Here is an 18,155-nt window from a genome sequence, read left to right as displayed (position 1 = left end):
CGTATATAAGCATTTTACGGAACTCTCTATCCATATCGCACCTCGTGAGTCAACAGGCAAAAGATGAGGAAGAGACAGATTGAAAAGAGTATCGCGATCAACAGCGGCGCGTGGAATCCTCGGTGTTTCGCAGACATTCGATTATCTCCCGGCATAATGGCACACGGAACGGAGTTTTTCATTCTCCGTTCCGTGTTTTAGCCTTTATTTACCGCCTTTGTTTTTCCTGACTGCGCAGGGAAGGAGCGCCAAAAGCGCGAGCGCGCCTAGCCCCAGCCCAGCGTTGCAGCCGCCGGAACCGCCTCCTGAGCCGCCGCCGGAGTCCGGCGTAACTTTGACCGCACACTCGGCGCTCGCCGCGCCGTCCGCGGTGGAAGCCTTTATCATACATTTTCCCTCGGAGAGCGTGGTGACATTACCCTGTCCGTCAACTTTAGCTATCTTTTCATCACTGCTGCTCCAGACAAGCGGCTGTTCTGCGATGCCGTTAAAGGAGACTGTGATTTTTTCTTTTGTGCCTTTGTGCATAGTCATAGAGGCCGGTGTCAGGACGATGCCCTCCGCCTGCGTTTTTTCCGTCACTGTCACCGCGCACGACGAGGTTTTGCCGCCGGGCGTGGAGGCCGTTATGACGGCAGTTCCCGCGCCAAGCGCCTTTACGACGCCTGTGCTGGAGTCTACTGCGGCAATATCCGGCTTGTCGCTGCTCCAGATTATCTTTTCGGAGGCTCCTTCGGGAACGAAGATAACGGATAACTGCGTGGCGTATCCTTTAACAGTGGTAAGTGCGGAGGGGTTCACCTCTATAGCCGTGGTCTTAGGGGCAGGCTCTTCGACGACATCCTCTGACAGCGCCGCCTGCGGCCTGCCAGTACCGGTGCCGGCGAGGAGTTTCGGCATGCTCGCGAAGTCTGTCATATAGTTATGGTTGTTGTTGCGCCCTTCGACCAAGACGTGAAGACTGTCTCCCTCCCTGAACTCCGGAATTGTAAAGCTTGCGGAGCCGTCCCTGTCAGCCGCCGAGGCGAGGCTTTTTATCTTGCCGTAGTAAACGGCCCTGTCTCCTTCGGTCACGACCGCGGCAAGATGATATTCCGGACCGGTAGAGGCCCCCGCGTATTCTATCGACAGCTTAATGTCGGTGCCAGGAGCCACGGCGCCCGTCGTAAGCGCGGCTGATTCAAGTTTATATTTATTAGCAGCTATAGTGAGCTTCTGCTCATACCTGCCCTTATCGTCGGAGGTATAGTTCTGCTTCAACAGGACCGACGTCACGCCGCCGGCCTTGCCTCCGTTCGCGGGGGAGGTAAAGATGACGTTTTTCATATTTAAGTAAAAGGCGGGGCGAATCCCGAGAATCCAGTTATAGATGGGGTTGCCGGCAAGCAAACCTTCGGGATATACATTCACCACTTCGTACTGCGACAGGTCGTTTGCAATAGAACGGGTCCACCAATATCCATTAAGTGTTCCATTCTTGTCACAGTAGGCCGTCTGTTGGGCATCACGCGTTGGATCGTCGTTTTCGCCACTGTTAAATCCATACCTTTTATCCTGAAGCTCCGCGACGGAGAGCAGAAAAATTCTGTCGTCTGTGTTGGGTCCTGCCGGAATATCATTTGAAAAAAGCGTCGCGCTGTTGTCCAGATTCTCCTCTAATATACAGTTCTGTTCGCCTGAAACGAAGGCCCTTTCGTAGAAGCTGTAATCTTTGGGATTTTCGACGACAAGCTCCGTTATATCCGCCGATACGGATGGCACGTATTTTTTACCGTTGAGAAATTTACGTATTGGGGATTCGCTCCACCATAGCCAATACTGAGAAGGGGTGATATCAGGGGGGCTAGTGGGGTATTTATTAAAATACATATAGTCCAGCACCTTCTCGGATAGCAGGAACCCCTTGTCGCCGCTGACCTCAAGCACACGCCACGCGATGGGTTCGGCTGGAAAATCTTCCGAGGCATTCTTAGTCTGAGGATAGGTTCCGTAATAGACTACGTCCGCGCTTGTCAGCGCCGCAGCGGGCCGCGCCGTGTTCAGTATGAGTGTAAGTGAAAGTAAGAGAAGAATTAAAATAAAGGGACAGGGATATCTTAAACCTGACTTTACTTCTGGGGGGGGGTGCACTCTCGTTCAATACAGAAATATTACAGCGGTCTCTGTTCTGAGTTTTCAACTTAGTTCGCTCCTTCATATTTTTTACTTTATTGCTAGGTGATGCACTGCTAAACTAATCCTGTACATATAGGGGGTAAAAGTGAGACAAGATATAATTGTCTTTTATACATGACAATAATATCTTGTGGCACAAGAGCCATGTTTATATGCACAGGAGGCCTGTAATGCGATACACGAAAGAAGAGCGTCTTGAAATCGGACGAAAAGTTTATGAGGGGATAATGACACGTTACGAGGCTGCCGAAGCCTACGGCATCAGCGACGACACGGCTAGGGACTATATGCGGATGTATCGTGATTCCAACAGTCTGCCGCCCAAGTCTTCCGGAAACGGTTCGGACAGTTATGTTTACAAGCCTTCCGAAAGACAGCCTGACCTATCAGATTATGAGTCCATGACAAAAAAAGAACTCATTGTTGAGTTGATTAAAGCGAAAGTAGCGGAAGCAAGATTAAAAAAAGGCTACGAGGTGAAAGGAGATGGTCCGGTAAAGGAATATATCCTTTTAGACAGCTCGAATACCAAGTAATTCTGGAACTATCCGAGTATTTTCCTGTAGTCATCCTGTGCCGTGTGACGGGGATTCCCAGAAGCAGCTTCTATAACTGGAAACGCAGCCTGTTTGAACCGTCCAAAAGAGCGAGGGATTTTGCTAGAAGCGTAATGCTCTTTATGGAATATCATAAAAGATATCCGTCGCACGGATACAGATGGCTTAACGCGAAGATACGCCTTGACACCGGAATAGTCCATTCAGATCCGTACGCCTATAAATGTTGCAGGGCTGCCGGTATAAAGAGCAAGGCAAAACACTACCGTTATAAAAAACCAGGCAATCCGTACAGATTATTCCCCAACCTGCTTCTTGCAGGCCTGCCGGTATACTCACCGATGCAGTACATAGCGAGCGATATGACGGCATTCTGCTTCAAAGGTACGTACTATGAGCTGACACTGTATATGGACCTATGGAACAACGAAATAGTAAGCCATGCGTTGTCTTCAAGGCGCGGAGACAGAATGACATACATAGACGGGCTGGAAGGACTGATAATGAATAAAGATAAAAAAACGGAATGGCAGACGATACTGCACACAGACCAGGGCGCGGTATACGCCTCCAAGAAATACAACGACATCTTGGAACTGAACCATATAGCCCACTCCATGTCCAGAAGCGGAACTCCTACGGACAATGCGGCGATGGAAGCGATAAACGGCTGGCTGAAAGCGGAGCTGTTTACAGACTTTCATGTAACAGGCAAAGAAAACATAGAGCGGGAGATAGAGGAATACATAAAATTCTTCAATGAAGAGCGTCCGGCCTATGCTTTGGGATACATGACGCCGAAACAGTATAAGGAGGCGTATAGCGGAAACGGCAGTTTTAGGAGTAGGACGTAACGAGATACCCCCCTACTATACAGAGTTAAGCAAGTCAACTGTCCAGGTTTTGTTGACTAGTGCAGGTGATTTTACCGAGTATAGTATAGCATAATTTACTTAATCTAGGCAATTTATTCGTTCATGGCCTTTTTTATCTTTTTACGGATCGTTTTGAGGCGCGCCGCGACCGCCTGCTGGCTGACGCCCAGGGTGCGCGCGATCTCCCGCTGGCTGTAGCCCTCAAGGAGCGCCAGCGTGATGTCGAACTCATCGGGGGAAAGGGCGCGCATGAGCGTCTCGCGCAGTTCGATTTCGCGGTAGTTTTGTTCTTCCGCGCCAAGTATCTCTTCCAGCTCTTCGAACGGCAGCCCTTTGCCGACGGCGTGCGCGCGGCGGAGGCGCGCCGCGGCATCCCTTATGTATCCGGGCAGATGATTTTTGAGGAAAAGCGCGAGCCATTGGGGGTCGGGGCATTTGGGGACGAGGATGAGCAGCGCGAGGCAGCCCTCCTGTACGAGGTCGTCGTATTCCGCGCCGCGCCCCTGGTAGCGTTTCGCGACGGCCTTTACAAGCGGCTTGTAGGCACGGACAGCCTCCGGTATGGGGACGGTGTTCAGCCGTGGTACGGGTAGGGAATACGGGTGAACTCTCTGGTTCTCTTTCTGCATTGTCGCAGTCCTCCTTATTGGGTTGTGTAAAGTCAAGGTGTGACAACTTTAACAGTGGGAGGAGCCGCGGAAGGCCACAAAGGAGCGGTGTGGGTTCTTGACTTAGAGCCAACTCCAAGTACTATAGTCTCATCGCACAAAAATTATTGAACGGCTCCGCGCGTCGGAGCCGCCGGGAGGACGAATGATGAAATATCGTGAACTTGGCTCGACGGGAATTATGGTGAGCGAGATCGGCCTCGGCTGCGAGGGATTTGTCGGTCACGACGGGCGTTATACGAAAGAATTGGTGGATATCGCCGCCGCGGGCGGCGTGAATTATATAGACCTCTATTCCTCGGACCCCCTGGTGAGGGAGAATCTTGGGCGCGCGCTCGCGGGGCGGCGCGGGGAGTTCGTCTTACAGGCCCATCTATGCACGACGTGGGAGGATGGACAGTACCGGCGCACGCGCGACGAGAGAGAGGTGCGCGAGAGTTTTGAGGAGCTGTTGCGGCTGCTCGGCACCGACTATGTCGAGGTCGGCATGATACATTACTGCGATTCGACGGAGGACTGGCGCGGGATCGCGGAGGGGCCCATGATGCGCTACGCGCAGGAGCTCAAAGCAGCGGGAAGGATAAGGCATATCGGCGTCAGCAGCCATAACCCCGCCGCGGCCGCCGCGGCGGTGGAGAGCGGATTTGTCGAGGTGCTGATGTTCAGCGTCAACCCCTGCTATGATCTGCAGCCGGGCGGCGAGGACTGCGAACGGCTCTGGAGCGAGGAGAGTTACAGTAAACCGCTGCTGAATATGGACGCGGAGCGCGAATCGCTTTACGAAATGTGCAGCCGTCTCGGCGTGGCGATAACGGTTATGAAGGCTTTCGGCGGCGGCGATCTGCTGGACGAAGAGCTGTCGCCCGCGGGACGCGCGCTCACCCCCTGGCAGTGTCTCCACTACGCGCTGACGCGCCCCGCCGTCGCAACTGTGCTCTCCGGGGCGCGTACGCCGGAAGAGCTGCGGGAGAGTATCGCCTATTCCGAGGCTCCGGCGGCGGAGAGGGATTACGCGGCGGCTCTCGCCTCGCTGCCGAAGATAAGCTGGCGCGGCCACTGTATGTACTGCGGTCACTGCGCGCCCTGCCCCGCGGGGATCGACGTCGCGGCGGTGACGAAGTTCCTCAGTCTGGCAAAGGCGCAGGGCGCGGTGCCGGAGACGGTGCGCGAGCATTACGCGGCGCTGCCCCACAGGGCACAGGACTGTATCGAGTGCGGGGCCTGCGAGAGCCGCTGTCCCTTCGGCGTGCCCGTAGTCGAAAATATGCGTCAGGCAAAGGCGGTATTCGGCGCGTAGCGAAGGCCCGCCGGGCATGGCCGTTCAGCTGCAAGATAGACGGCCTTACGGCTTAAAACCACCGTGCGGCGGGGCCTCCCTCCGCGGAGGCGGACGTACATTGATTTTTTTAGACGGCCGAAGCCCGGCGCAGGTATGTCACATTACGCTATAAGCCCCCGCACAGGAATATTGCGGGGGCTTTCAGCGTCTCGCCGCTATGTTTCGATTTTACCGGCTATAAGGAATGTTACGCGGCGCTGTCAGCCCGCGAAGAGCACCAGCATTACCCTCATGTCATCGTCTTCCCGCAGGAATTCTCTTATCGACGCCTCGGCGACGCGCATTGCCTCGTCTTTCGGATATCCGAAGATGCCGGCGGAGATGAGCGGAAAGGCCACTGAGCGGCAGCCCTTTTCCGCGGCGAGTTTCAGCGAGCTTTTATAGCAGGAGGCGAGAAGCTCCGGCTCCCCCGCGCCGCCGCCATGCCAGACGGGGCCGGCGGTGTGGATTATATATTTCGCCGGCAGCGCGAATCCGGGGGTGACGACGGCGGCTCCCGTGGCGACGCCGCCGACGGCCTCGCAGGCGCGTGTCAGATCCTCAGCGCCCGCCGCCGCGAATATCGCGCCGCATACCCCGCCGCCCGCGCGCAGAGACGTATTAGCCGCGTTGACGATCGCGTCGGCCTTTACCTTGGTAATATCTCCGTGGATTATTTCAAAAGCCATATTGCCGCTCCTTTCACAGGTGATGCGACAATTTTAACAGAAATTCCGCCGCCCGGTCCCTCCTCCCGCAGGCAGGACGCAGGGGAAATTCGCAAATTACGGCATGGCGGATTTGTTGCAGGGCAAACGCATCAAGAAAAATCAGAAAGAAGATAAATGGCGATTTAGCTTTGATATGGTAAATGACAAATAGCGGTTTAGCTTATGGCCTATCGATGATAAACGGCGGTTTTTTCTTAAAGCCTTCCTCTCTGAGGAAGGTGGATCGCCGCCGCTTTTGCGGCGAGACGGAAGGAGTGTTGCTCTGTTTGGCGCGGTTCCCGCGCAAAACAGAGCCCGCGGCAAAAGCCGCGGGAGGACATAAGGTCAACTCTCCCTCACCCCGCTTCGCGGGGAGCTCCCTCTGAGATGGCGCCAAAATCTTTGGTAAATCACGATTTATCGTTTCCCCTATCAGAGCTAAATCGCTGTTTTTCTCTTTTCCAACTTGCAGGAAACCGTTGTTTATCGTCTATGATCATTATTGATGCGTTTGCTCCGGGCTTGTTGGACTATTGTTGGACTTGCCGTTTTATAATTTAACAGCGTGGAAAGTATCTTCATTTTTATGACAAGTATAATAGACGTGAAAGGATGACCTCTGATGAGAACCGAAAAGGTAAGTTTGTGGAATGTCGTGATTTTTGCGGGGTCGACGATATCCCTGCTCGTCGGAGCCGGTTTCGCTACGGGGCAGGAGGTGCTTCAGTATTTCACCGGCTATGGGCTGAACGGTTTTCTTACGGCGGCACTGACTTTGGTCGTCATCGCCTACGCGGCGGGCAGCTTCGCCTTCACCGGTTATGCCACGGAATTTGAAAACACCAACGATATTTTTCGCTGTTACTGCGGACGCCATATAGGAGGCGTCTATGATTATTTTTCGGTCGTCTGTATCTACGCCTCTTTTATCGTGCTGATCGGCGGCGCGGGGGCGACGGTCGCCCAGTATTACGGCCTGCCGGTCTATGTGGGCTGCGCGCTGATGGCGGTGCTGTCTGGCGGCACGGTGATGCTCGGCCTCGGCAGGATCGTAGACGTCATCGGTATGATCGGCCCGGTCCTGATATTGTTCGCGGTCGGCATCGGCCTCTATTCGGCGCTGGGAAATCTCAGCGGCATCATGGCCGGCGCTAAACTCGTCGAAGCGGGAGAGGTCGACATCTACCGGGCGGGGACGAACTGGTTCACCGCCGGCGTCTTTTACAGCGGCAACCAGATGCTGTGGCTTGCGGCCTTCACCGCGGCGATGGGGCACCGGGCCAATTCGGCGAAGGAGGCGGTGCTCGGCGCTTCGCTGGGCGCGGTCGGCTTCGCGCTGGGCATTATCGTGCTGATGTGCGGAATGTTCGCCTCCATCAAAGAGGTGGCCGCCTCCGACATCCCCTCGCTGATTCTCGCGGCGAAGATACATCCCGAAATCGCGCTGGCCTTTTCATTTATCATCATGGGCGGCATATTTTCCTCTGCCGTGCCGCTTTTGTGGGCGGTATCGGCGCGTTTTGCCGCCGAAAGGTCGCGGAAATTTTATCTGCTGACGGCGGCGCTCTCCGCCGCGGGCTGTCTGGCAGGCGCGTTTATCTCTTTCAAGAGTCTTGTAAATATCATTTACAGCGCCAACGGCGCGGTGGGTATCGTACTGCTGCTTTTCATGATTGCCGGCTCGCCGCTCAGAACGCGCAGAAAGCCGTAGCCGCCGGGCGGCGGCTGATTTATACATTTGCCTTGCCCCCTTCGGCCGTACCGCTGACAGGCGTCTGCCTTTTCCCTTATAATTAAGATATACGGGGATAAGGGCGTGAGCAGCACGTGAATTTTTCATATACCGAGGAAGAGCTGGATTATCTGAAGAAAAGGGATAAGAAACTCGCGGCGGCGATCGGGGAGATCGGGCCGCTCTCCGGCTGGCATGTAGAGCCGGATATTTTTTCCGCGCTCGTCCACCATATCGCGGGGCAGCAGATTTCGACGCAGGCGCAGAGGACGGTCTGGGCGCGGATTTCCGCCGGTCTCGGCGAGGTGACGCCGCGCAGCGTCTGCACCGCCGGCCTGGAACGGATGCAGGGTTTCGGTATTTCGTTCAGAAAGGCGGAGTATATCACTGAGCTCGCGCGGAAGACGGAGGCCGGAGAGTTTGACCCCGCCGCGCTGTGGGATATGGAGGACGGGGCGGTGATCGAGACGCTGAGCGCCCTCCGCGGCATCGGCGTCTGGACCGCCGAGATGCTGCTGATTTTCTCCATGCAGCGGCGCGATGTGCTGAGCTACGGGGATTTCGGCATCCGCCGCGGGCTGCGGATGCTTTATCACCACAAGGAGATTACACCGGCGCTTTTTGAAAAATACAGAAAACGCTACTCCCCTTGTGGCAGTCTAGCTTCGCTCTATCTCTGGGAGATCGCGGGCGGCGCGGTCCCCGGTATGCGCGATTACGCGCCAAAATCCACCAATAGAAAGAGCCTGCCGCCGCGGTAAGGCCACATGGGTTCATGCGGGCGCAGGCGGCGCCCGCCATAAAAGGGAAGGTTAGTTTTCCTGCTCTCCACTCTCAAGCAGGGCGAATATCCTCTCCGTCATTTCGCCATAGCCAGCTACCGACCGATGGCGCGGCCTTTCAAATTTCACTCTGATATCTTCCAGCACATGTCCCGGATGGGCCGTCATGACGACTATGCGGTCCGCGAGAAAGAGTGCCTCGTCAACGCTGTGGGTGACGAAGACGACGGTCTTCCGGTCCAGCTCCCAGATGCGGAGAAGTTCTTTCTGGAGCAGCACTCGCGTGTGCGCGTCGAGCGCGCCGAAGGGTTCGTCCATGAGGAGCACTTCGGGATCGTTCGCGAGGGCCCGCGCGATCGCCGCACGCTGACGCATACCGCCGGAGAGTTCGTGTGGCTTAGCGTCGGCGAATTTTTCCAGGCCGACGCGCGCCAGGTAGTCCATCGCCATTTCCCGCCTTTCCCGTTTGCCAGCGCCATTGAACTCCGGACCCAGCGCGACGTTTTCCGCCACGGTGCGCCAGGGCAGCAGGGAGTATTCCTGAAAGACCATGCCGCGTTCGCGCCCCGGGCCTTTGACCGGTTCTCCCTTGTAGAGGATTTCCCCTGTGGTAGGCTCGTCAAGACCGGCGACAAGGCGCAGCCAGGTCGATTTTCCGCAGCCGGAGGGCCCCAGCAGACAGACAAATTCTTTATCGTGGACCTCTATGTCAACACCGTCCAGGGCAAGCACGCGTTCCCCGCCGTCAAGGACAAATTCTCTGCGCACGCCGCGCGTTTCGATAAGCGGCCTCACCGCGACAGCCTCTGCCATGCGAAGCATTTTTCCTCGAAGCGGCGAAAGGCCACGTCTATCGCCAGCCCCATCGCCCCGATGCTTATCATCCCCGCGACGACGATATCGGTGCGGGCTACCGTGTAGGCGTGGGTGATGACATATCCGATTCCGGAGATGCTGCCGGGCATCATCTCCGCCGCCACGAGGCACATCCAGGCTACGCCCAGACCAAGACGCATACCGGTGACAATAGAGGGTGCGGCGGCAGGCAGCAGTATTTTCATGAAGATGTCGCGCTCGGAGGCTCCAAGCACGCGCGCGGAGTCCACAAGCGTCGTCCGCACACTGGAGACACCGTGGACGGTGTTGAGCAGTATCGGGAAGAAGGCCCCGATGAAGATGATGATAAGCATGGAGAATTTTATGTTATTAAAAAAAGTGTACCATTCGCCCTCTTCGATTCCGAACAAAGTGGCGAAGCTCGCGACGCCGAACCAGGCAAGGATCAGCGGTATCCAGGCGAGCGGAGGCATGGGGCGCAGCATTTCAACCAGCGCGCCCATGAAGCGGTTGACGCTTTTGTAGTGGCCCATCAGTATGCCCAGCGGAAGCGCGAGCGCCAGCCCCGCGAAGTAGCCGCAGAGCACACGCATCGTGCTCATGCCGAGGTTCTGCATCATGGAGCCGAGGCGCAGTATGTCTTCATTGGGGTGCATGAAGAGCCGCCATACCTGCGGCACGGTAGGCAGTACGACTTCGTTTTCCAGTTTCAGCGCCGCATACTGCCAGATGACGAGGACGAGCAGCGGCGCCGCGGCGGGCAGCAGTATCCTGTAAGAGAATGATTTCATCGTTGTCTCCAGTCTCCGGTAAGAAGGGCACGGCACGCCTCTGCCGTGCGGGCCGTGCCCTTCGCATATTTTATTTATCTACCTGCGTAAAACGGAAGTCAAATACTACGTCCTTTACTTCACTGAGTTTTTTGTCTTTGAGCTTACCGGTGAGCTGGCCAAGGCGGTTGAGCATTTCGGGATAGAGCTCGGCGTTTTTGAGCCAAGTCTTCGTCACCCTCGTCGAGAATTCCATCTCCGCCTTCGCGATCACCTCAGGCTCAAGACCGAGCCAGTCGGCGGTTTCGGCTGCGGCATCCATCTTATTCTTCTGGCACCAGTCGCTTGCGGCGGTAAGCAGACGCACGTAGGCTTTTACCGCTTCTGGGTTTTTCTCTATCACCTCTTCGCGGCCCGCGATGCAGCAGCAGGGAAAGCTCTCCCAGGCGCCAGCCGGCGGCAGCTCTTTCATCTGAAGGACGACGCGGCCCTGTTTTTTCGCCTCGATGACTTCAGGGGTCGGCGCGGGAACAACGGCGAATTCCACCTGGTTGGCTACCAGAGCAGGAATGACGTTGGGAATGCCCTTGAGGTCGATCATGAGAATATCGGCGTCGGCCTTTGTCGCGTTGGCGTCGCCGGTAATCTTGAACCCCGCCTCGTCCATAGCCGCCTCAAAGACGATCTTCGGCGCGCTTGTCGGCGAATGATATCCCACCGTTACCGGTTTTTTGGATTTCTTAACATAGTCTGAGAATCCCTTCCAGCCCTTGGCTTTGATGTCGTTCCTCGCCACCATCGCGATAGCGTCGGCCTGCAGAGGCGCGAGCACTTTTATCTTCGTTCCGCGGTCAATGCCGGAGAGCATCGCGGGAAATGAGTTCGTGGTCAGGTCAAGATGGTTCTGCGCAAAGAGCGAGGTCGCCTCGGAACCGCTCTTAGTCACAATGACGTTGAGGCGAGCGACCCTTTTGCCGTCTGCGTAGAGGTCGAATTTTTCTCTCTCAACGACTGGCTTGAGCCAAACGCCGGAATCCTTGAATTTCTCGCCGCGCGCCATGGCGACCATAAATGCCTCCTGGTGCGTCGTCATGCTGTAGCTGGCGCGCAGTGTGGGAACCTCGGCGGCCAGAGCCGACAGGCTGGAAATGGAGAATAGGGCGGCGGTCAGTAAAATGGCAATGATTTTTTTCATAACATGCTACACTCCCTAAAATTTTAAAATATTGTCCAACCGCACGGCACATCGCCCCGCGCATATGCTGCGGGCCGTCCATGCGGAACCGTTAGATAAAAGCAGGATGGGAATATTACAGGATAATAAAAGGCCTACATCTGCAGGAGAGAAGCCTTCGCGAGATCCATGCAATAATGCATCACGTGCACCGCGCTAAACGCGCCGCCTCAAAGCACCGTCATCGTCATGGTCTCACCCGCCTCTCAAGTAAAGCTCACAAACTGACAAATATGATAACTTTATTTTAGTATATCGTCTACTCCTCACTTTATGCGTGTGCATAATATTGCTTTGTCTTCCGATATGCCATATATACGTTTTAAAATCCCTTTAACGTGATAGAATTATTTTGTCTCTCAGGCTGTAGGAGAGTTTAAAGGCGCCGCGGCGCATATGGGACGTATGTAAACAATATAATATTAGGAATGCATCATAAGGTGGTATTTGTTTTGGATAAGGATATAGAGAACAAAAGATCGGCGGCAAGAAAATGGATGATCGGTGTGGCGATTTTTATCGTCCTGATCGCGGGGGGAGGCTTTGTCTTAACAAAGATGAATTTCCTCGGCGAGTTCGTTCAGGGCAAGGTGGAGGAGGCGGCGGAAAAGCAGCTGAATCTGAAGGTCACGATGTCACCGCTGCAGGGAAACCCCGTCACCGGCTTCACCGCATCTAATGTCGAGATATCCCGCTCCGGCGACAAGCTGCTTTTTATAAGAAATATCGGCGTGGATATCTCTCTGCCGAGCGTGTTATCCGGCAGTCCGCGCGTCTCGCTTATCGGCTTGGACGGCGTGGGTACTTCGCTCAAAGCGCTGCAGGAGCTGATGCCCAAGTCGGAGAAGAAGTCCGACGGACCGACGGATATCCCCATCGACACGGTCATGATCAGCGACAGCACGCTGCGGACGGAGTGGGGCACGATTAATTTCAAACCCAGCCGCATCCGTATCAAGAATTCGCTGAATTATGATCTCGACGTAAAGGGAACGGTGGAGAGCAAGGATTTTTCCGTGAGCGGCTCGATCGGCAAATCACAGGGGGTATGGCGCGCAGACAATTTCTCCGCCGCTCTGGAGGACGGCGGCGTTTCGCTCTCCGGCGCTCTTTATCCCTCGATGGATATGCAGATATCGCTGGAAGCGCTGAATCTTACCACGGTAGCCGACCTCGTGCCGGCGCTTGAGAGGTACGGCGTGCGCGGCGTGCTCTCCGGCAGCGCCAAGATTTCCGGCAGCGGCAAGGACATCGTCACGGAGGGCAGCGGCAGCCTTCACCACGCCGTCATCCGCGGCATCCCGCTCGAAGAGGTGCAGACGAAGTGGAGCTACCGCCCCGGCGAGATCAGCGTGGAGGTGGGACAGGGGAAGATTTTCGATTCCTCCCTCTCCGGCAGTTTCAGCCTGAATACGACCTCCGCGGACAGCTATCTCACGCTTAAGGCGGACGTTAAGAATCTGAAGTTCGCCGACTGGACGGCGCAGTTTGAGAAGGAGACGGCCGGCAGGGCGCTTTTCCTCAAGGGCAGCATCTCCTCTCTCAGCGCGGACCTCAAGGGACCGCTCAACGCCCTTGTCGGACGCATAGAGATGGCCCCCTCCAACCTCAGTTATCAGGATATCGCCCTTAACGGGCTTCACGGCAGCGCCGTCTTTAACGGACAGCCCGCCGGGGTGCTCGATATGTCGGCGACCACCGGCGGCAGAGCCCTCGCGCTCAAGGGAAGGCTCAGCTTCGGCGAGAAGGTGCCTACGGATCTCGCCTTTTCCACAGAGGGCTTCCCCGTTGAAAAGATATTGAAAAGCCTGCCGCAGACGGAAAATGTCAAGGTGAGCGGCAGCGTCTCTCTTAAAGGAAGCTGCAAGGGGCTAATCGGCCATTGGGTAATCGGCGCGGAGGCGGCCTCGCCGCTGATAACCGCCGATAAGGTCGGCAAGGTCTCCGATATCAGCCTCTCCGCCACTTACAGCATGGGAGATAAAAAGGTCTCTCTGCTGAAGTCTTCGGCGGAATGGAACGGCGCGCGGATCACGGCAAAGGGAACGGCCGCCTTCGCCGCCTCGGCGGACAAGCAGCTCAGCTTTGACGGGACCTTCCGAAACGTGGACGCCGAACGCTTTTATCCGCTGATTTCGGTGCTGAAGACGCTTGATGTGGAGGGCGTCGCATCCGGGAGCTGGAGCCTCACGGGCTCGCCTAAAGCGCCGGTCGTCAAAGCCAGCGTCAATACCGGCGCGGCGCGTTTCCGCGATCTGCGGCTGGCGAAGCTCGGTATGAATATTGAATATTCGGGAAACACTCTGAGCATGGACCCGATAAGTATAAACGCCGGCGGCGGACGCGGCACGCTGGCCTGCAATGTCGCGCTGCCCGTAAAGCGGGCGGACGGCATGCAGAGCCCGACTTCGTGGAAGCTTGACGGCAAGGTCTCCCGCGTAGATTTCTCAATAATCAACGGCCTGCTCAAGGCGGGAGAGGATATCGGCGGCGAGGTCTCCGGCACGGTGACGGCCGGTTCGGCGGCGGGCGGCGGCCTTGACTGGAGTTTTGATTTCACGGGAGACAACGTGCACTGGCGCAATTTTAAGGTGCAGAAGATAAACGGGGCCATCGAGGGCAATCCGCGGGAGATACTGATCAAAAAGGCCGATGGGATATTCCTTAACGGCGCGACGACGGGCAGCGGCAGGATAGAGATGCCAAAGGATGGCGAACCATTCTCCGGCGCGAAGCTGGATCTCGTGGCCTCGGTAAAAAAGCTGAATGTCTACGAACTGCTGCGCAGGCACCTGCCAGTGGTCCGCGCGGTGCAGGGGCTGATCGAGACGGAGATCAAGGTCTCCGGGACGGTGGGCGATCCCAAGTTCGACGGTTCGGGACGTATCGCCCCCTTCCGTTACCGCGGCTTCCTGCTGCCTATCGTAGAGGTTCAGTATCACGGTTCTTTGAAGGATATTGTGATCAGCGACGCGCACGCGCTGCTCAAGAACGGGACTTTCAAGGCATACGGACATTTTTACGAGGATGAGAATGATTGGCGCGGTAAGTTCAACATAAGGGGAGAAAAGATAGACATGCGCCAGTTCGGCGCCTATCTGCCGGAGAGTTTCCGCTCGCGCTTCGGCGGCGTGGCCGATTTTTCGATGAAGGGCGATGGCAAGCTCTCCGAGCTGACGGGGACGGGGGTATTCTCTGCGCCGAAGATGAGGCTTATGGGGATTCGCTTTGAAAACATTAAAGCGCCTTTCTTCGTCTCGCAGAATTACATAATGATAGAAGACCTGAACGCCTCCACCAACGGCGGAACGCTCACGGGAGGCGTCGGATTCGACCTTAAGAACAGTGAATGGGGCGGCAACCTCACGGTGCTGAGCACGGATGTGCAGATGCTCGTGAAGCAGGCCGCGCCTAAATTGAAGGGGTCGATATCAGGACTCGGCGATCTTAAGATACGCGGCGGCGGCGAATTTGGCCGCGAATCGACGGTACGTGCCGGAGGCGCCCTCTACCTGCACAAGGGAGAGGTGACGAGCTTTGACGTCCTTGAGACGGCGAAGAAGTTTACGGGCGGCAAACCGCTGCGCTATGACTCGGTGCAGGCGACGTTCACCTATGACGGAGGGGATCTCAACATCCTCCCCGGCAGTCAGGCGACGGCCCCAAAGAACGACCCTCTTTACCGTTATGTGATGCTTGACGGTTATATCAGCCGCAAGGAGGATATCAGCCTCTTCGCGATGGGCAAGGTCAATATCCGCGCGCTGAATTCGCTCATCGGGGCCTTTCAGGGGCTGGTCTCCGCCGGTTTGGACTACACCGCTGGACAGCTCGACAAAGGCGAGGTGCTGCAAAGCGTGCTCGGCGGCGTTCTTTCGGGCTTCGCGAAGAACGAGTTCCGCTTTGTGACGATGAATATCGGCGGCACGGTAACCGCTCCCGATTTTTATAATGTAAAGGTGCAGCGGGCAGTGCGCCAGAATTCGGCAAAGGATTCTATACCGACCAGCAACAGCGACCCTGACGAGAAGAGTCTCACGCAGGACGGCAACACGACATTCCGCTTCAAATTTGAGATACCGGTCGGCCCCGGCGACGGCGGCCTTGGCGGCGACGCGAAGGGACAGGTTTTCGAGCAGACGCTTGAGAATCTGCTCAAGAACGTCGATTTCGGTCTGTAGCGATGGGAGAGATAACGCTCATCCTCGGCGGCGCAAGGAGCGGAAAGAGCACCTTCGCCGAGGAGCTCGCCCTTAATCAGAAAGAACATGTCACCTATCTCGCCACCGCGGACTGCCGGGACGGCGAGATGAAGAAGCGGATAGAGATACACCAAAGCCGCAGGCCCGCAGAATGGGGTACCTGGGAGGGCGAGCCGCGGGATTTGCCGCGCGCCGTCGCCTCGGCCTCCGGCCTGCTGCTGCTGGACTGCCTGACTATGTGGCTGACGCGGCTGTTTCTCTCTTTCCCGGAATCCGAGGGAGAGGACGAAGCGGCCTGGTTTGCGCGCGAAGGGGAGATCGCTTCGCTCGTGAGGGAGCTCTGCGGGAGCGTGGGCAACGGTGCTTCGCTTATAATTGTGAGCAACGAGGTCGGCTTCGGCCTCGTGCCGCCCTATCTGATGGGACGCCGATTCCGCGACCTGCAGGGGCGCATGAATCAGCTTTGCGCCGGATACGCGAAGAATGTCGCGCTGGTGGTCGCCGGCTGCCCGCTCTGGATAAAGGGCGGCGGGCCGGAGTAAAGCGCGCCGCACAGGCCGCTGTTATTTTTGTATGACCGACTATAAAACATGGCCGTGCCCGGCGCGGCATAATAACGGAATTATTATGGATGGTGAACCCAATGGACGATTATCGTGAAAAGTTAAGGGAGTATTCGAGAAAGCTTGACGAAGAGCTTCACGACAAGGGTTTTAAGAGGGATCTCGCGGCGCGCTTCGTCGTCATATGGACGCTGCTCTCACGTATCCCCCTGCCCAAGGAGTGGTGGCCGGAAACTGTTCCCGAGGGGAACCGCGCGCTGGCGCTCGCGCCGCTTGCCGGAGGACTGCTCGGACTGCTCACCGGACTTGTGGTCTCGGCGGTCTCGGTGCTGGGCCTTAACGCCCTGGCAGGCGCCTGGGTCGGCGCCGCCTTTTATTTTCTCATCGGCTGGGCGCTCCACCTCGACGGCTGGGGAGACCTGTGGGACGGCATCGGCTCCGGACGCACCGGCGACGGGCTGCGCGAGGTGATGAAGGACAGCCGTCTCGGCTCCTTCGGCGGCGCTTCGCTGATAATCGCCTTCGGCCTCTGGACCTCTCTGCTCGCCACGGTATCCCCAGATATGCGGCTGGCGGCCTGCGTCACCTCGGCGGCGGCGGCCCGCTTCGCGGAGAATGTCGCGGCATTTTTCGGGAAATATCCTTGGGAATATGGGATGGGCAAGGGCTGGGTGGATACCTTCACCTCCTATGACCTGTTTATCTCGGCGCTCTGCCTCGTCATCTTTTTACCGGTTTCTATCTTTCATTTTTCCGTCTGCGTAGCGGTATCGGCGGTCATCGGCTTCGTTATCGCCCTGCATATGAATAAACGTCTCGGCGGCGTGAACGGCGACGTGATGGGGGCGGCGGCGGTGGCGGCAGAGCTGGCCTCGCTGATGGTGTGGGCGGCGATATGATGACTCCGAAACTTATCGCCCTCGATATGGACGGCACGATGCTCGACAACGACAGCCGCCTGACCCGGCGCACCAAAGAGGCGCTGCGCGCGGCGCAGGAGAGCGGCATAAGGGTCGTCGCGGCTACGGGGCGCATGTACCCCTCCGCGATGATACATATCCGCGACATCGGCATCGAGAGCACCTCGATCTTTTATAACGGCGCGCTGATACGCGATCCGATATCGGGTGAGACCGTCTATGAGAGAACTCTCGGCAGGGAGCTCACGCGCGAGATATTGGATTTTTTCAGAAAACGGGGCTGGTATATCCAGATATACGCCGACGATAAGCTCGTCGTCAAAGACCGCTCCGACGAACGCTGCACATATTACGAAAATATCTGCGGGCTGCGGGCCGTCGAACTCGGAGAGGATTTCTGGGAGTGCGGTCTGGACTCCGCGAAGCTGCTCGGCATCTCTTTCGACCAGCCGGAATTTGAGCGGATGTGCGCCGCCGTGCGCGGAGAGTTCGGCGAACGGATTTATCAGGCCACCTCATGGGGAGCCTTCGTCGAGATGGTCCACCCCACCGTCAACAAGGCCAAGGCGCTGGAGCGGGTCAGCGAACACTACGGGATCGCGCGCGAAGAGGTGATGGCGATCGGAGACGGCGTGAACGACATCGAGATGATAAGCTGGGCCGGTACCGGCGTCGCGATGGGCAACGCGAAGGAGATTGTAAAGGCCTCGGCGGATATCATCGCGCCGTCGAACACCGAGGACGGGGCAGCCCAGATAGTGGAACAGGCCGTGGCGGCGCTGCAAAGGAACAGCCGGCAGGGATAAATCCGG

The 18,155-nt window shown here is 56.9% G+C and carries 16 protein-coding genes; 9 read left to right on the top strand and 7 right to left on the bottom strand.

Translation table 11 applies throughout. From position 1 onward, the window contains the following. Positions 1–26: 26 nt before the first annotated feature. Both BED41_RS16895 and BED41_RS02195 read right to left on the bottom strand, forming a co-directional pair. Complete coding sequence (locus BED41_RS16895) at positions 27–155, bottom strand: DUF2905 family protein (protein WP_367593410.1); 129 nt, start codon at positions 153–155, stop codon at positions 27–29. Positions 156–204: 49 nt separating this feature from the next. Next, a complete protein-coding gene (locus BED41_RS02195) occupies positions 205–1,926 on the bottom strand; it encodes an Ig-like domain-containing protein (RefSeq protein WP_066742529.1) in 1,722 nt (573 codons plus the stop codon). Between the two features lie 419 nt (positions 1,927–2,345). On the opposite strand from BED41_RS02195, the gene BED41_RS02190 reads away from it, so the two are divergent. Together BED41_RS02190 and BED41_RS02185 are read left to right on the top strand one after the other, a co-directional pair. Then, positions 2,346–2,711 (top strand): helix-turn-helix domain-containing protein, encoded by a 366-nt coding sequence (locus BED41_RS02190; protein WP_066742226.1) that lies wholly within the window; start codon positions 2,346–2,348, stop codon positions 2,709–2,711. Further along, positions 2,633–3,586 (top strand): IS3 family transposase, encoded by a 954-nt coding sequence (locus BED41_RS02185; RefSeq protein WP_437177029.1) that lies wholly within the window; start codon positions 2,633–2,635, stop codon positions 3,584–3,586. Before BED41_RS02190 ends, BED41_RS02185 begins: the two co-directional genes overlap by 79 nt. A gap of 113 nt (positions 3,587–3,699) precedes the next feature. Here the strand turns inward: BED41_RS02185 and BED41_RS02180 are convergent, their stop codons facing one another. Then, on the bottom strand, positions 3,700–4,236 hold the full coding sequence (locus BED41_RS02180; RefSeq protein WP_066742527.1) for a sigma-70 family RNA polymerase sigma factor: 537 nt from the start codon (positions 4,234–4,236) through the stop codon (positions 3,700–3,702). Between the two features lie 184 nt (positions 4,237–4,420). Here BED41_RS02180 and BED41_RS02175 point away from each other — a divergent pair, with 184 nt between their 5' ends. Then, the gene (locus BED41_RS02175) at positions 4,421–5,572 is read left to right on the top strand and encodes an aldo/keto reductase (RefSeq protein ID WP_229712373.1); all 1,152 of its coding nucleotides are present in this window, start codon (positions 4,421–4,423) and stop codon (positions 5,570–5,572) included. A gap of 242 nt (positions 5,573–5,814) precedes the next feature. Here BED41_RS02175 and BED41_RS02170 read toward each other — a convergent pair whose 3' ends face one another. Further along, the gene (locus BED41_RS02170; RefSeq protein WP_066742523.1) at positions 5,815–6,282 is read right to left on the bottom strand and encodes a macro domain-containing protein; all 468 of its coding nucleotides are present in this window, start codon (positions 6,280–6,282) and stop codon (positions 5,815–5,817) included. A 643-nt stretch (positions 6,283–6,925) separates the two neighbouring features. On the opposite strand from BED41_RS02170, the gene BED41_RS02165 reads away from it, so the two are divergent. Further along, a complete protein-coding gene (locus BED41_RS02165) occupies positions 6,926–8,014 on the top strand; it encodes a YkvI family membrane protein (RefSeq protein ID WP_066742520.1) in 1,089 nt (362 codons plus the stop codon). 116 nt (positions 8,015–8,130) lie between these two features. Then, positions 8,131–8,796, top strand: coding sequence for a DNA-3-methyladenine glycosylase family protein (locus BED41_RS02160; protein WP_066742518.1), 666 nt, complete (start codon positions 8,131–8,133; stop codon positions 8,794–8,796). 51 nt (positions 8,797–8,847) lie between these two features. On the opposite strand, the gene BED41_RS02155 is transcribed toward BED41_RS02160, so the two are convergent. From BED41_RS02155 to BED41_RS02145, 3 genes are all read right to left on the bottom strand, one after another. Next, entirely contained in the window at positions 8,848–9,630 is a 783-nt protein-coding gene (locus BED41_RS02155; RefSeq protein ID WP_066742515.1) for an ABC transporter ATP-binding protein, read from the bottom strand. Next, the gene (locus BED41_RS02150; protein ID WP_066742512.1) at positions 9,609–10,445 is read right to left on the bottom strand and encodes an ABC transporter permease; all 837 of its coding nucleotides are present in this window, start codon (positions 10,443–10,445) and stop codon (positions 9,609–9,611) included. Before BED41_RS02150 ends, BED41_RS02155 begins: the two co-directional genes overlap by 22 nt. Before the next feature lie 70 nt (positions 10,446–10,515). Next, complete coding sequence (locus BED41_RS02145; protein WP_066742509.1) at positions 10,516–11,619, bottom strand: ABC transporter substrate-binding protein; 1,104 nt, start codon at positions 11,617–11,619, stop codon at positions 10,516–10,518. A gap of 491 nt (positions 11,620–12,110) precedes the next feature. Here BED41_RS02145 and BED41_RS02140 point away from each other — a divergent pair, with 491 nt between their 5' ends. The 4 genes from BED41_RS02140 (at position 12,111) to BED41_RS02125 (ending at position 18,149) form a co-directional block, all read left to right on the top strand. Next, positions 12,111–15,839: a translocation/assembly module TamB domain-containing protein gene (locus BED41_RS02140; RefSeq protein WP_066742506.1), complete on the top strand. Its 3,729-nt coding sequence runs from the start codon at positions 12,111–12,113 to the stop codon at positions 15,837–15,839. A 2-nt stretch (positions 15,840–15,841) separates the two neighbouring features. Next, entirely contained in the window at positions 15,842–16,402 is a 561-nt protein-coding gene (cobU, locus tag BED41_RS02135) for a bifunctional adenosylcobinamide kinase/adenosylcobinamide-phosphate guanylyltransferase (RefSeq protein ID WP_066742504.1), read from the top strand. Between the two features lie 101 nt (positions 16,403–16,503). Continuing rightward, positions 16,504–17,322, top strand: coding sequence for an adenosylcobinamide-GDP ribazoletransferase (locus tag BED41_RS02130; RefSeq protein ID WP_066742502.1), 819 nt, complete (start codon positions 16,504–16,506; stop codon positions 17,320–17,322). Then, on the top strand, positions 17,319–18,149 hold the full coding sequence (locus BED41_RS02125) for a Cof-type HAD-IIB family hydrolase (RefSeq protein ID WP_157102232.1): 831 nt from the start codon (positions 17,319–17,321) through the stop codon (positions 18,147–18,149). Before BED41_RS02130 ends, BED41_RS02125 begins: the two co-directional genes overlap by 4 nt. The last annotated feature ends 6 nt before the right edge of the window (positions 18,150–18,155 follow it).

The sequence above is a fragment of the Cloacibacillus porcorum genome, assembly GCF_001701045.1.
Classification (GTDB): domain Bacteria; phylum Synergistota; class Synergistia; order Synergistales; family Synergistaceae; genus Cloacibacillus; species Cloacibacillus porcorum.
The sequence above is the reverse complement of the archived record's forward strand: the minus strand, read 5'-3'. Positions and strand labels throughout refer to the sequence as shown.